Source organism: Pseudomonas sp. 43(2021) (assembly GCF_017490805.1).
In the GTDB taxonomy this organism is placed as follows: domain Bacteria; phylum Pseudomonadota; class Gammaproteobacteria; order Pseudomonadales; family Pseudomonadaceae; genus Aquipseudomonas.
Window position 1 is genome coordinate 1 of record NZ_JAFGYJ010000004.1, and the last position, 14687, is coordinate 14687.

Sequence of the window (14687 nt, forward strand, 5' to 3'; positions counted from 1 at the left end):
CTCACCCAGAGCGCCTGGACGAGCGGCAAACCATGGCCATCGGCACCGCTGGATACACCGCCATGCTATGCCTGATGGCCTTGGAGCGCCATGGATTGAAACCCTCCGATGGGCCGGTGTTGGTCACAGGCGCCACAGGCGGCGTCGGTAGTTTCGCCATCAGCCTTCTGGCCGGTGCCGGGTATACCGTCACTGCCGCAACCGGAAAAGCTAGCGAAGCCGCCTACCTGAAAAGCCTGGGCGCAACGACCATCATCGATCGGGCCGAGCTTTCTGCCCCGGGGCGTCCATTAGCAAAAGAAAAATGGGCGGCCGTTATCGACTCGGTCGGCAGCCATACGCTGGCCAATGCGTGCGCAAGCACAATGTCTGAAGGCTTGGTAGCTGCGTGCGGATTGGCCCAGGGAATGGATTTCCCGGCAACCGTTGCACCTTTCATTCTTCGAGGGGTCAGCCTGCTCGGCATCAACAGCGTTACTCAGCCATTCGAGCGACGAGTCGAGGCTTGGGAAAGGCTGTCCGATCAGCTGAACCTCGACGCACTATCGTTGATGAGCAAAGAAATTCGCCTTGAGAGCGCGATTGCCGCCGCCTCTGAACTGATGGACGGGAAGATCCGTGGCCGGTTGATTGTGGACGTGAACGGCCAAGCCGCCGATCGTTGACGCCAACCATGAGGTAGACTCTGGACTGTTGGGTGCAGTTGAAAGACCGGTGTCTGCCATCAAACTGGGCGGGGCGCTAGTGATGGTGGCAGGCCTGGGTATAGCTCTGTTCGGAGAGTGATGGTCATCACTTTTCTCCAACTGACGGCTGCGTCATGCGGAGCACAACCATTTCTTCCCTGAATACTGCCCATCACAAGCGTCCGCTTTACGCCCTGAGGAAGTCAGTCAACCTAAACCGAGCTTCCTCAGCGCGGCCGCCGATGATCAACACCGGCAGGGCTTTGAGCACCACCAGCGAGAGGTAAAACTGCACGCCCAGGCGTGCGCCCCAGAGCAGCCGGCGACCAGCCCGACGAAGCCAGCGACAGCCCAAACCACCACCCACACCTTGGGCAGGTTGTCTGTACGTTCCCCCTGCATGGCGACGGGCCTCAGGCCACGGCCACGGCTGCGCGCCTTTCCTGCTCCAGTTCGCGCACCAGCGGCAGTACGTGTCTGCCGAAGTACTCGACCTCTTCCTGGAAATGCAGGAAGCCGGAGAGAATCAGGTCGACGCCGATGGCCTTGAGCGCGACGATGCGCTCGGCGATCTGCCGTGGGGTGCCGATCAGGTTGGTCTTGAACCCATCGTTGTACTGCACCAAGTCCTCGAAGGTGGACTTTGCCCAGTTGCCCTCGCCTTCCGGGCTGGCCGCCCCTGCGTTCTTCACTTCGCTGCCGAAGCCGTTAACCGCCTCCGGGTCGGCCTTGGCGATGATTTCTGCCAATACCGCACGGGCTTCTTCCTCGGTGTCACGGGCAATGACGAAAGCGTTTACCCCGATCTTCACCGCGTGCCCGTTGGCTGCGGCCTTGGCACGGATGTCATCGACCTGTGCCTTGATACCCTCGACGCTGTTGCCGTTAGTGAAATACCAGTCCGAGACCCTGGATGCCATGTCACGCGCAGCCCGCGAGCTGCCGCCCTGGAAAATCTCCGGATGCGGCCGTTGCAGCGGCTTGGGCTTGAGGGTGTAGTCGTTGAAACGGTAGAAGTCACCGTGGAAGCTGAAGTTGTCCTGGGTCCAGATACCCTTGAGGGCACGGATGAACTCCTCGGAGCGACGGTAGCGCTCGTCATGTTCCAGCCAAGGCTCGCCGATGGCGCGAAACTCGCCTTTGAACCAGCCTGACACCACATTGACGGCAATGCGTCCGCCGGTGAACTGGTCAATGGTTGCCAGTTGCTTGGCCGCCAGCGCGGGCGACCACGGACCGGGCAGGATTGCGGCGATGACCTTGAGCTTCTCGGTGGCTGCCAGCAGCGCATGGCTGATGGTCACCGACTCGTGCTGGTTGTCGGCGCCGTAGCCGGCAGTAAAACGGATCTGCGACAGCGCGTACTCGAACCCGGAACGCTCGGCGATCTGTGCCAGCTTGCGGTTGTAGTCGATGTCCCAGCTGGTGCGCTGCTCAATCTTGCTGACGACGAGGCCGCCGCTGACATTGGGGACCCAGTAGGCGAATTTGATTGGTTGGCTCATGGCGATGCTCCTGTTGCCGGGGGAAATGAAGTCAGGCCGCACTGGCGACCGGGATCTGGAAGAACGCGCTGACGGTGTCGAGCACCCGTTCGATGCGTTCGAACTGCGCGGGCTCGACCAGATGGTGCTGGTCGAAGGCCTCGACGCTGGCGTACAAGCCATACGGCAGGGTGTGCGCCTGGAAGAAGGCGAACAGGGGGCGTAACTGGTGATCGATCATCAGGGCGTGGCGCTCGCTGCCACCGGTGGCCGCCAGCACTACCGGGACCCCTCTGAGCGACTGGTGGTCTACCAGATCGAACAGGTGCTTGAACAAACCCGTGTAGGAGGCGCGGTAAACCGGACTGCCGACCAACAACAGGTCGGCCTGCTCAATGGCCTGCAAGTGAAGCTGCAAATCGGCGGAGGCGGTATCGCGCTCAAGCGAGCCGGACAAGGCGCTGCAAAGCTCGGCGATGCGCACCCAATGCACGTCAAGGTTCGACAACCTTGCCTGCAGCTTCTCCACCAGCGCCTGCAGCAACCCATGAGTACGTGATGGCGCGCGCAGGCTGCCCGATACCACCACGACCCTGATGACGCTTGTGTTCATGCACATCCCTCCTGCCCTCGCGGCTTCGTCCAGAAGCTCTTGAGCAGCTACCGTGCCAAACCAATAAAGCGTTCAAAATCAATGCGTTGGCCAAACCAGTCAACAGCCATTGCTGCTCCGGCACAAGCAGGCTGTTGAATCACTGACTGCAAGCCAACAGCAGGGCCTGAGGCGCCGAATGACCGCCTGGCAACAGCCCTGCGACAGGCTGTTGCCAGCGACACAGCCCGCGCGTCAACGAAAGATGATCAAGCATTTGATTTAAAAGCACTTTCTTAAAGGGCACGGAGTTTGCGAAGGAGCGATGGTGCGCAACCGCACCCATCGAGGAGAACTGCAATGACCGCTCAAGCCCACCTGCCTCAACTGTCCATCGGAACCGACTACGAAACCCTTGCCGCCCGCTTCCGGCCAATCTTTGCGCGCATCGCCGAAGGTAGCGTGGAGCGGGAGCGCACCCGCAGCCTGCCTTTCGAGCCCATCCGCTGGCTCAAGGAGGCCGGCTTTGGCGCCGTGCGTGTTCCCGTCGAACATGGCGGCGCTGGCGCCTCGTTGCCGCAACTGTTCCAACTGCTGATCGAACTGGCCGAAGCCGACTCCAACGTGCCGCAGGCATTGCGCGGGCACTTCGCTTTCGTCGAAGACCGTCTCAATGCCCACGCCAGTGCAGCGCAGGACGTCTGGTTCAAACGCTTCGTCGAAGGTGATCTGGTGGGTTGCGCCTGGACGGAAGTGGGTTCGGTGAAGATTGGCGATGTCATCACCCGTGTCTCGCGCAAAGGCGACAAATGGGTGGTCAACGGAACCAAGTACTACAGCACCGGCAGCCTCTTCTCCGACTGGATCGACCTGTTCGCCCGCCGCGACGACACCGGTGGTGATGTGATCGCGGCGATCCGCACCCGACAGCCAGGCATCACCCAGAGCGATGACTGGGACGGCTTCGGCCAACGCACGACAGGCAGTGGCACCTCGGTGTTCGAGAACGCAGAGGTCGAGGAAGAAAACATCATCGACTTCGCCACCCGCTTCAAGTACCAGACCGCCTTCTACCAACTGGTACTGCTCGCCGTCATCGTCGGTTCGGGTCGCGCCGCCCTGCGCGACTTCAGCCAGGAAACCCGCAAACGCACGCGCGTGTTCAGCCATGGCAATGCACCAGCGGTAAGCCAGGATCCGCAGGTGTTGCAGGTCATCGGCAAGGCCTGCGCGCTGGTCTACGCCGCCGAGGCTGGCACCCTGCGCGCCACCGAGGCTGCGCAGCAAGCCTACCTGGCTCGCTTCGGCCATGACGAGGCCGCCGAGCGCCAGGCCAATATTGCCGCCGAACTGGAGTCAGCCCAGGCGCAGGTGGCGGCCGTGGAGCTGGTGCTGCGTGCCACCAGCGACCTGTTCAACACCCTGGGCGCCTCCAGCACCAGTACCACCAAGCAACTTGACCGCCACTGGCGCAACGCGCGCACCGCTGCCGTGCACAACCCTGTGATCTACAAGGAACGCATCATCGGCGACTGGCACGTCAATGGCACCGAGCCGCCCTACGTCTGGCAGATCGGCGGTGGTGCCAAGCAGCGCTGAAGCCGCCATTCCAATCCCCCTGCGATCACGCCCACCCCCGAGCCACACTCGCGGGTCGGCGTAACTTTTCATCCAGGACATCAAGCTCAACGACCGTTTCTAAAGGAGCCCTTTGATGAGCGAACCCCACCTGCAGCAGCGAGATGAAAGCATCGTGCTGCACCAATCCAGCAAACCAGCCCACCGCTTTGGCAGTGAGCGCGAAGCCATCGAGGCGGCGCACGCCCTGGCTCAGGACTTCCGCCGCGAGGCTGCCGCCCGTGATCGCGAACGCCGCCTGCCGCTGGCGGAGCTGGAGGCCTACTCGCAAAGCGGCCTCTGGAGCATCACCGTGCCTCAGGCTTATGGGGGCCTGGGAGCCAGCTACCGCACCGTCGGCGAGGTGTTCAAGATCATCTCGGCAGCCGACGGCTCACTCGGCCAGTTACCGCAGAATCACTTCGTCATCCTCGCGCACATCGGCTTCGACGCCAGCGACGCGCAGAAGCGCTTCTTCTTCGACCTTGCCCTGTCCGGAGCACGCTTCGGCAACGCCTTCTCCGAACGCAATGGCAAGCACGTCGCGGACCTCCAGACCAGGATCACACGCGATGGCGACGACTACGTAGTCAACGGGCAGAAATTCTTCTCCACCGGCGCCCTGGTGGCACACTGGATTCCCATCGTCAGCGTGGACGAGCAGGGGCGCCCGCATCTGGCCGTGGTGCCACGGGAAACCGAAGGGCTCAAGGTGATCAACGACTGGTCCAGCTTCGGCCAGCGCACCACGGCAAGCGGCACGGTGCTGATCGAGCAGGTGCGGGTGCAGGCCAGCCAAGTGGTGCCAATCTGGCAGGCCTTCGACCGCCCTACCGCTGGCGGAGCGATCTCGCAGTTCATCCAGGCGGCCATCGATGCGGGGTTGGCACGAGAAGCGCTGGCCGACACCCTGGACTACGTGCGCCGACACACTCGTCCCTGGATCGATTCGGGACTGGAGAAAGCCACCGATGACCCTTACATCCTCCAGCAACTCGGCGACCTGCAGATTCGCCTGCGCGCCGCCGAGGCCGTGCTGGATCTGGCGGCAGATGCCATCGACCTGGCAATACGCGAACCCAGTGAAGAGAGCGTGGCCGAGGCCTCCATCCGCACGGCCGAAGCCAAGGTGCTCACGACCGAGGTGGCCATCCTTGCCAGCAATCGCTTGTTCGAGTTGGCAGGCACCCGCTCGACCCTGGAGGAATACTCCCTTGACCGTCACTGGCGTAATGCCCGCGTGCATACTCTGCACGACCCCGTACGCTGGAAATACCACCTCATCGGCAACTACCTGCTCAACGGCATCAAGCCGCCGCGCCATCCCTGGAGCTGAGCGCAGCCCTGGCCGGGCGCAGGATTCGGCCAGGGGGTTCCCGGAGCATTAAACAAGCATCAGTGCTGGATGATGCAAGGCGGTTGCAGATGCCGCCGCCCCATCAGCCGGCCTTGCCGCCCAGGTAGAAATGCCGGATGTCTTCCCGTGCAATCCGCTCGGCGGCCGCTCCCTCACCTACCACCCGGCCGTTCTCCAGGATGCAGGCATAACTGGCATGGCGCAGGAAGTGGATACGGCCACGGCCTGTACCAGACTGGAGATCGCCTTCAGCGTGGTGCTCTTGCCGGCGCGCCGTTGGCTCCTAGCAGCGCGACGATATCGCCACCCTGCAGTGAAACCCCGGCCACGGAGAGAATCGCGCCGTCGTAAATCACTTCTATGTCGTTTACCGCAAGCAGCGACTGGCCCGAGCAACGTGCAGCCCCTCAACCTGGCCGCCGTTGATCATCGCGGTCTGACAGCGTGACGACACGACACCAGCTAGTCGGGGATCTCCTCGTGCGCCTGCAGGTGATGATTGAGCTGGGCGATATGTTCCGGACCAATGCCACAGCAACCACCCACGATGGTAGCCCCCTCCTCGACCCACTGCTGCGCCCACTGCAGGTAGGCCTCAGGCCCAAGGTCGGCGCGGATATCGAGCAGAGTGTCGTTGGCCTGGGCGTCTTCACGCACTGGAGGAAAGGCATTGGCATACACACCGAGTGGCAACTCGCGGGCCTGCTTCTTCAGCACCTGCCGGGCACTGTGGAGCGCGGCGCCCATACTTTCCGGCTGACTGCAGTTGAACAGCAAGGCGCTGGCACCCAGCTCAAGGGCCAGGAGAACTGCCTGCTCCACGCTTTCGCCCGAGCGCAGCAAAGGTTGCGACTGCTCCGTGTCGGGATCGAGCAGCGTGAAGGATAGCCAGAGCGGCTTGCACTCACCGTCCAGCGCGGCATGCACGGCGCGGGCTTCGGCCAGGGAGCTCTGGGTTTCCGCCAGCCAGAAATCCACATACGGCGCCAGGCCGGAGATCAGTTCGCGGTGGATGGCCTGGGAGCGGACCGGGTCGAAGAGGTCCGGCCGATACGACCCTAGCGCGGGGGGCAGTGAACCGGCAACCCGCACCTGGGCGTCTGCCTCGTCGGCGGCACCACGGGCAAGCTGCCCGGAAAGCCCGGCCAGGGCCCGGCCGGAGCGGGCAAAGCGTTCCTCGCCAATATGAAACGGCACCACCGCATAACTGTTGGTGGTGATCACGCTGGCGCCGGCCGCAATGAACGCGCGATGTACCTGCGCTACGTATTCAGGTGCTTCGAGCAGCGCCAGGGCCGACCATTCCGGCTGCCGGAACGGTGCGCCGATACGCTTGAGCTCTCGCCCCATCCCGCCATCAAGCAGGGTCCAGGCATTCTGAGTCATTGCGCTGCCACCTTGGTGCCAGCGGCACTCAACCAGTGATCGACGGTCGCCTGGTTGGCGGCGACCCAGGCCTTGGCCGCGGCGTCTGCCGGCTGCTTCTCGCGCTCGATCTTGAGGATCAGCTCGTTAAGGGATGCCGGATCGATGCTCACGTTTTCCAGGAATGCGGCGATCCGGGGCGCACGCTGCTGCAGCGCCGAAGAGGCGAGAATGTGCACCTTCGCGTCAGGATAAGCGCAGGTGACGCTGCTCTTGTTCAGCCAGTCGGCATCGACGGTCGGACTGATGAACTTCCAGCAGCCGTCAGCCTTGTACAGGGGATCGCCCTTCTTGTTGTCCTGGGCATAGCCATCGAACGGTGGCTCATCGAGACGGCGCAGGTCATAGGCAGAGAAGATCCAGTCCGGCGTATAGGCGTAGAAGATCACGCCGCGCTCAGCTTTGTAGGCAGCGTCGAGCTTGGCGTAGGTCACCGAGGCTTCGGTGGAGACAGACTCGAAGTTGCCGTCGAAGCCAAAGTCCTTGGCCTTGATCTGACCGATATAGGTCGACTCCCAACCCGCCGGCCCGACCAACAGCTGAGACTTGCCGCCCCCTGGCGGCGCGAACAGCTCGGCGACCTCAGGCCTCTTGAGGTCGTAAACCGACTTCACCCCGTACTTGTCCTGTATATAGCCGGGAATATAAAAACCTTGTACACCAACGTAGGGCTGCTTGTTGGGAACCAGCGAACGGGTGCCGCCGGTGACGTATCTGGCCCAGGCGGCGGACTGGTTCGGCAGCCAGATGTCGGTGAGCACATCCACCGAACCGTCGCCCTTGGCGGCGGCTGCGAACAGTACCGGCAGGTCACCGGCCAGGTAGGACACATCGCCGTCAAGCCGGCTGGTGATGACGTTACCGAGGATGTACTGGATGGCGATGGCGCCGGTCCAGTTCTGCTCGCCGATGACGATCTTGTCCTTGGCGAAGATTGCCGCGGTCGGCACTAGCGCACCCAGCAACGTGACACCAGCGAGTGCGCGGGAAAGGAATCTGGCCATGTAGGGGGTTTACTCCTGAGTGGGACGATGACGTTTGCGAAGGGATGCCTGGATGATCCGGTCGGGCACCAAGGCACAGAAAACAATGGCGATGCCGGCGAGGACGCCCTCCCCACCCTTGATGTTGCGCAGGGCGGTCATGACGTCGTAGCCGAGGCCACCGGCGCCGATCAGCGCTGCCACGACGACCATGGACAGGCTCATCACGATGGTCTGGTTCACCCCTAGCAACAGGGAGCCGGAAGCCAGCGGCAACTCGACCCGGGTGAGCGTCTGCCAGGGCGTCGCGCCGTGGGCGACTGCGGCCTCTACTGCGGCCTTGGGCACCTCCTGAATACCCAGGGCAGTGAGGCGGATCATCGGCGCCAGGGCGAAGATCACCGTGGCGATCACCGCCGGTGTTTTGCCGACGGAGAAAAAGGCTACCGCCGGAATCAGGTAGACGAAGGTCGGCAAGGTTTGCATGACATCGAGCAGCGGCGTGATCACGCGCCGCGCCAGCGGCCGCTTGGCCAGCAAGATGCCGGTAGGAATACCGATCAGCAGCGACAGCAGCACCGATGAGCCGACCAGCGCGACGGTAGAGACCGTGCGTTCCCAGAAACCGAACAGGCCGATGTAGCCCAGGGCCAACGCACTGGTAAGGGCCAGGGTCGCTCCGGCGGAACGCCAGGCCAGATAGATCAGGGCCAGCGCCGGCACCGGCCACGGAATCCAGCCCAGCGCGCCTTCAACGCCTTCGATGACAGTACGCACAGCGACGATCACCCCGACGAAGGCGCTCTCGAAGGTCAACTGAGACCAGCTGATCAACCGGTCGATGGCACCAGCTACCGCAAGCATGCTGTCGCGGTCGGAGGGAAACTGCAGCAGTGCGCCGGCAGCATCAGGCGTCAGGGCGCGCCATAGTGTCAGTGCCTGGCTCGCCAGCAGCAGCACCAGGGGCAATCCCGCGCCATGGGAGTCACGGTCGTGACCGCGCAGGCTCAGCCAAACGCAGGCAGTGCGGTTGACCAGAAGTGCTGCCAGTGCGATGGCCAGCATCCATCCGGCCCCCTCGCGCCACGCGCCAGCGAACCCGGCGAGGGCCGTCAACTCCACCAGCAGCGCCAGCCAGAACAGGCTACTTCGTCCTGCGGCAGCCAGCGCTGCCGGGCCCAACAGGCCTTGGCGAAGCCAGCTGTTTTTCGCAGGCGCTTGCAAAGCGGCCGGCGGCGACGCGCCGAGCACCTCGTCGCCAGGCGACGCAGCGGTGGGACCGATATGCGGCCGCTCGTCGAAGAAATCCGCCACGCCCTCGTCCGCCGGTTGTTCAAGCAGTTCACCGGGGGTGCCGACCTGAATCAGTCGCCCGGCGCGCAGCACGGCGATACGGTCGGCCAGACGCAACGCTTCACCCGGATCGTGGGTCACCAGCAGCGTCGTGATGCCGCGTTCACGCACCAGTTGCAGGAAGCGACCCTGCAGGTCGCGGCGAATGGTCGGGTCCAGCGCGCTGAATGGTTCGTCCATCAGCAGGATGTCAGGGTCGGTGACCAGCGCCCGGGCAAGCCCGACGCGTTGCTGCATGCCGCCAGACAACTCGTGGGGGAAATGCTCGCCCCACTCTGCCAGCCCCACCGCCTGCAGTTGCCGTTGCGCCGCTGCGTGCCGCGCACTTTCCGGCTCACCTCGCAGCTCCAGAGGCAAGGCAACGTTGTCGCGTACGCTGCGATGCGGCAACAATCCGAAGTGCTGGAACACCATGCCGATGCGCTGCGAACGCAGCTGGCGCAGCGCGGGCAACGTCAGGTCGCTCAGCAGCTCGCCATCGATAAGCACATCGCCGCTGCTTGGTTCTATCAACCGGTTGACGTGGCGCAGCAAGGTCGATTTGCCGCTGCCGGATGTACCCATCAGGCAAAGCACCTCGCCACGCCGCACCGCGAGGCTCACTTGCTCAACCGCGCTACTAGAGCCTGACCTGTGGCCCTCGTAGCGTTTGGTCACCACGCGGAATTCCAGCGCGATATCGGCGATCGATGCCGAGGCAAAGGCAATATTTCGTCCACCTGTGCCGGCCAGCGCAGTGGCTTTCACTGGGTCGCCGGCAATCAGTGGGTATTCATCAGCGATCACGTCGCCCCCTGGAGTTCACAAGATTCCAGAGCGACTGAGCAGACTCCATGCCAATCAGCCAGACCCCACGTATTTCCAGGCGTGCCTGCTTATTTAGCGGGAGCGGCATGCTGCGGTAGCAGCATCACTGTACGGCTGCTGTTGGATGGGCAACAGCAAGAAGGGAGCCCGTTATCCAAGGCGAAGGGATGAATACGGTCATTCACGACCCTCCCGCCGCCTGGACACAGCTCGTGAAAGCCAGCCGACGACGTCGGCCGGCAACCGGCATCAACCACGCAGCATGTGGGCTGCCAGGCCGGCCAGAGCACAGGCAACCAGTACCTGGATCACGCCACGCTTGAAGCGGAACAGGGCCACTGCAGCAGCAATAGCGATCAGCGCCGAAGGCCAGTCGAACGCCCCGCCGAAACCCTTTGGCCAGAGCACGTGATAGCCGAAGAACAGGGCCAGGTTGAGGATCACCCCCACGACAGCAGCCGTGATGCCAGTCAGTGGCGCAGTGAACTTCATCTCATTGTGGGTCGACTCCACCAACGGGCCACCGATCAGGATGAAGAGAAAGGACGGCAGGAAGGTGAACCAGGTGACCAGGCTCGCCGCGACCGCACCGGCCAGGAACGGGTGCTCCGCGCCAAACACTAAATGCACATAACCACCGACAAAGCCGACGAAGGCAACCACCATGATCAACGGCCCTGGCGTGGTTTCCCCCAAGGCGAGACCATCGATCATCTGGGTAGGTGACAGCCAGCCGTAGTGCGCGACGGCGCCCTGGTAGACATAGGGCAGTACGGCGTAAGCGCCACCAAAGGTCAAAAGTGCGGCCTTGGTGAAGAACCAGCCCATTTGCGTCAGGGTGCCGGCCCAGCCAAACGCCAGTGTCAGCAGCCCCATGGGCAAGGCCCAGAGTACCGCGCCGATCAGTACCAGGCGCAGCAAATGCCCCACCCGAAAACGCGCATGCTCAGGCGTTGGTGTGTCGTCGTCGATCAGCGCCGGGCCGTAACTGCTATTGGCAGCGCCATGACCGCCACCAATCACGAATTTGCCGGGCGCGAACCGGCCGCCTACATAACCGATGATACCGGCGACCAGCACGATCAGCGGGAAAGGCACGTTGAGAGCGAAGATAGCCACGAACGACGCTGCGGCCATGGCCCACAGCCAGCCGTTCTTCAGCGCGCGCGAGCCAATCCGGTGAGCCGCGTGAACGACGATCGCCGTGACTGCAGGCTTGATGCCATAGAAGATCCCGGCCACCACCGGGACCTCGCCAAAGGCAATGTAGACCCAGGACAAGCCAATCAGGATGAACAGTGAGGGCAACACGAACAGTACGCCGGCAATCACCCCACCCCAGGAGCGGTGCATGAGCCAACCGATGTAGGTGGCTAGCTGCTGTGCCTCAGGGCCTGGCAACACCATGCAGTAGTTCAGTGCGTGCAGGAATCGCTTCTCGCTGATCCATCGCCGCCGCTCAACCAACTCCTCGTGCATGATCGAGATCTGCCCGGCAGGTCCGCCAAAGCTGATAAAGCCCAGCTTGAGCCAGAACAGAAACGCTTCAAACAAGCCAATCGGCTTGCGAGCAGCTTGCGATGGAGGCTGTTCGTTTACTGCGGAGGTGGTTTCAACCATTTGGGTTTTCCTCACTTGCGAAAGCCGTCAGCAGGCCGTCGAAGATGCCCCCGGCGACCGTTGTCAGCTGATCATCGTCGCCAATGCTTTCTCTCAAGCCCGCGAGGACGCGCTCGATGCCAGGCGCCTCTGAGGGCTGGCTTCCACCAACATCCAGGTAATGCACGACGGCGGCCAACCGAGACAGGCCTGGCTGCTGAATGGCAAAACTTTCGATGAGGGTTTCGAAGGACACACGCTCTCCGACATGGCTGAACGTTGCACCGTCGAAGTCGAAACCGAGCGCATCGCTCGGGCAGTCGTCAGGGCTGCCCAACCAGATGAATCGGGCGTCAGCATCGATGAAGCGACGTATCAACCAGGCACATGCCAGCCGATCCACCCAGGGACGCCTACGGGTTGCCCAGCAGCGGCCCTGGTAGTCGATACGTTCCAGTCGGGTGATAACCTGATCGTGCGCACTCGGCTCATCGCAAGACAGTGCGCGGCTAATCGCGGCTTCAAGCTCCTGCAGCGCCGAGTCGGCTTGTGCCCTGGGCACGCCCGGGAAAAAATCGATCGCTGCCAACTGGCCGAAGGCCTTCCTGAGCTTGCGCACCTGCCGTGCTGTCTGCAGCGCATTGTCCGGCGCCAGTTCAGCCCTGCAGCCTGCGATTTCTGCCATCAGTCTGGCGTACTCATCGCTCCTGTCGAACAGCTTGCTGAAGCGCTCTTCACGCTCCGGCAGCGACAGGAGAAATGCCGTGCCGTTGATGGCCAGTACGTCTCGCTCGACGGCTTCGAAAACCTCCCGACCCGAGCGTTGCTCGGGCAGCAGGTAAACACCATCCCTCAACACTGCGGCTCCAGAGGCCTTCAGGGCTCTCCAGGCACGCATTCGCTCTGTGGCATTGGCCGTCGGCAATCCGAGAATCAGTAGCAACCAATCCATTATGTAGCTTATTCAACATAAATTGTTTAATTCGCTACATTAATCCAGAACTACGGAAAATCAACAGGCGCGCTCCAATTCGGGCCAAAAGCTGAAGCTCGGTGCATGACGTGCCTTTTTTTGAGGCACACCTGTCGGCGGTCCCTCGGGCCGCTCCGCTACGGCTGCGCGCCGCGCAGTCATTGAATGCAGCAATAAAATCTCGCGGTTTCAATGTGTTACCGCTCGCTTCTTGCCATTTCGCAGCTGTGCCGGGCTTTCGGCACCTTCATTGCAACGGCCCTTGCGTGCACGACGCACCAGCAATTGATTGGATTCGAGGCTCACCGCAGACACAGCACCCACCGACCCCAGCAAGGCCGCACCCGAATATGTAGATGAACCGCAATGAAGCTGCCGGCAACGGCGGCAAGGAGTGGGTATGTCCCGGGCATTTTTCAATGAAATGTACGAAACGAACGGAAGTTGCCGCCCGCATTACCAGGAGTTCGCTCGCTGGTTGGCAAACACCCCATTGGAGTTGCTGGAGCAACGCCGACGCGAAGCCGACCTGCTGTTTCACCGCGCCGGTATCACCTTCACCTTGTACGGTGACAAGCAAGACACCGAGCGCCTGATCCCCTTTGACATCATCCCGCGCAGCATTCGCGCCAGCGAATGGCGCATGGTCGAGCGCGGCTGTATCCAGCGGGTGCACGCCCTGAACCTGTTCCTGCAGGACATCTACCACGACCAGCGCATCCTCAAAGCCGGCATCATCCCGCCGGAGCAAGTGCTGGCCAATGAAGGCTACCAGATCGCCATGCAGGGCCTGGGGCTGCACCGTGGGCTCTATGCCCATATCGCCGGCGTCGACCTGGTCCGCGATGGTGATGGCAGCTACTTCGTGCTGGAGGACAACCTGCGCACCCCCAGCGGGGTCAGCTACATGCTCGAAGACCGCAAGATGATGATGCGACTGTTCCCCGAGCTGTTCGCCGCACAGCGCATCGCCCCGATCGACCACTACCCCAACCTGCTGCTGGACACGCTCAAGAGCGCCAGCCCACTGGACAACCCCACCGCCGTGCTGCTCACACCTGGCCGCTTCAACAGTGCCTATTTCGAGCACGCCTTCCTGGCTCGGGAAATGGGTATCGAACTGGTCGAGGGCGCAGACCTGTTCATCCGTGACGAGCATGTCTACATGCGTACCACCGCCGGTCCGCAGCAGGTGGATGTGATCTATCGCCGCCTGGACGACGATTACCTCGACCCGCTGTCGTTCAACCCTGACTCGATGCTGGGCGTGCCGGGGCTGATCTCGGTATATCGCGCCGGCAACGTGGTGCTGGCCAACGCGGTGGGCACCGGTGTGGCAGACGACAAGTCGATCTACCCGTATGTCGACGACATGATCCGCTTCTATCTGGGTGAAGAACCGGTGCTGAACAACGTCCCTACCTGGCAGTGCCGCAGGCCTGCAGACCTGTCCCATGTCCTGGCCAACCTGCCCGACCTGGTGGTCAAGGAGACCCAGGGTTCCGGTGGCTATGGCATGTTGGTCGGGCCAGCGGCAACCAGCGCACAGATCGAAGACTTCCGCGCCCGCATCAAGGCCCGCCCGCATGCCTACATCGCCCAACCTACCCTGTGCCTGTCCACCTGCCCGACCTTTGTCGACAGCGGCATCGCACCGCGCCACATCGACCTGCGCCCGTTCGTGCTGTCTGGCAGTGAAACCCGACTGGTGCCAGGCGGCCTGACCCGCGTGGCACTTCAGGAGGGCTCGCTGGTAGTCAACTCGTCGCAGGGCGGCGGTACCAAGGACACCTGGGTGGTGGAGGACTGAA

General features: G+C 62.7%; 11 protein-coding genes and 2 pseudogenes. 4 read left to right on the forward strand and 9 right to left on the reverse strand.

Going from position 1 to position 14687, the window contains the following annotated elements:
* Nucleotides 1-665: zinc-binding dehydrogenase (locus tag J5M71_RS04305; protein WP_207830145.1), on the forward strand; the 665-nt coding region annotated here is incomplete at its 5' end.
* Between the two features lie 256 nt (nucleotides 666-921).
* Here J5M71_RS04305 and J5M71_RS04310 read toward each other — a convergent pair.
* The 3 genes and pseudogenes from J5M71_RS04310 to sfnS form a co-directional block, all read right to left on the reverse strand.
* A pseudogene (locus J5M71_RS04310) lies at nucleotides 922-1064 on the reverse strand (branched-chain amino acid ABC transporter permease); the annotation flags it as partial.
* Between the two features lie 35 nt (nucleotides 1065-1099).
* Complete coding sequence (gene sfnG, locus J5M71_RS04315) at nucleotides 1100-2191, reverse strand: dimethylsulfone monooxygenase SfnG (protein ID WP_207830149.1); 1092 nt, start codon at nucleotides 2189-2191, stop codon at nucleotides 1100-1102.
* Nucleotides 2192-2222: 31 nt separating this feature from the next.
* Nucleotides 2223-2783 carry an NADH-dependent FMN reductase SfnF gene (sfnS, locus tag J5M71_RS04320; RefSeq protein WP_207830154.1) on the reverse strand — a complete coding sequence of 187 codons (561 nt, stop codon included), beginning with the start codon at nucleotides 2781-2783 and terminating at the stop codon, nucleotides 2223-2225.
* Between the two features lie 339 nt (nucleotides 2784-3122).
* Here sfnS and J5M71_RS04325 point away from each other — a divergent pair, with 339 nt between their 5' ends.
* Nucleotides 3123-4361 (forward strand): acyl-CoA dehydrogenase family protein, encoded by a 1239-nt coding sequence (locus tag J5M71_RS04325; RefSeq protein WP_207830156.1) that lies wholly within the window; start codon nucleotides 3123-3125, stop codon nucleotides 4359-4361.
* A gap of 115 nt (nucleotides 4362-4476) precedes the next feature.
* Nucleotides 4477-5715: an SfnB family sulfur acquisition oxidoreductase gene (locus J5M71_RS04330; protein ID WP_207830159.1), complete on the forward strand. Its 1239-nt coding sequence runs from the start codon at nucleotides 4477-4479 to the stop codon at nucleotides 5713-5715.
* A gap of 103 nt (nucleotides 5716-5818) precedes the next feature.
* Here J5M71_RS04330 and J5M71_RS29210 read toward each other — a convergent pair.
* The 6 genes and pseudogenes from J5M71_RS29210 to J5M71_RS04355 all read right to left on the reverse strand — a co-directional run bounded on the left by J5M71_RS29210 (nucleotide 5819) and on the right by J5M71_RS04355 (nucleotide 12858).
* Nucleotides 5819-6116 (reverse strand): annotated as a pseudogene (locus J5M71_RS29210) (ATP-binding cassette domain-containing protein).
* 82 nt (nucleotides 6117-6198) lie between these two features.
* Complete coding sequence (locus J5M71_RS04335) at nucleotides 6199-7122, reverse strand: homocysteine S-methyltransferase family protein (RefSeq protein ID WP_207830162.1); 924 nt, start codon at nucleotides 7120-7122, stop codon at nucleotides 6199-6201.
* Nucleotides 7119-8165: a glycine betaine ABC transporter substrate-binding protein gene (locus J5M71_RS04340; RefSeq protein WP_207830164.1), complete on the reverse strand. Its 1047-nt coding sequence runs from the start codon at nucleotides 8163-8165 to the stop codon at nucleotides 7119-7121. The genes J5M71_RS04335 and J5M71_RS04340 overlap by 4 nt, the downstream gene beginning before the upstream one ends.
* Nucleotides 8166-8174: 9 nt before the next feature.
* Complete coding sequence (locus J5M71_RS04345; protein ID WP_243434086.1) at nucleotides 8175-10229, reverse strand: ATP-binding cassette domain-containing protein; 2055 nt, start codon at nucleotides 10227-10229, stop codon at nucleotides 8175-8177.
* A 324-nt stretch (nucleotides 10230-10553) separates the two neighbouring features.
* On the reverse strand, nucleotides 10554-11924 hold the full coding sequence (gene chrA / locus J5M71_RS04350; RefSeq protein ID WP_207830168.1) for a chromate efflux transporter: 1371 nt from the start codon (nucleotides 11922-11924) through the stop codon (nucleotides 10554-10556).
* A complete protein-coding gene (locus J5M71_RS04355) occupies nucleotides 11917-12858 on the reverse strand; it encodes a chromate resistance protein ChrB domain-containing protein (RefSeq protein WP_207830634.1) in 942 nt (313 codons plus the stop codon). The genes chrA and J5M71_RS04355 overlap by 8 nt, the downstream gene beginning before the upstream one ends.
* 418 nt (nucleotides 12859-13276) lie before the next feature.
* Between J5M71_RS04355 and J5M71_RS04360 the strand changes: the two genes are divergently transcribed.
* Nucleotides 13277-14686: a circularly permuted type 2 ATP-grasp protein gene (locus J5M71_RS04360; protein WP_207830170.1), complete on the forward strand. Its 1410-nt coding sequence runs from the start codon at nucleotides 13277-13279 to the stop codon at nucleotides 14684-14686.
* The last annotated feature ends 1 nt before the right edge of the window (nucleotide 14687 follow it).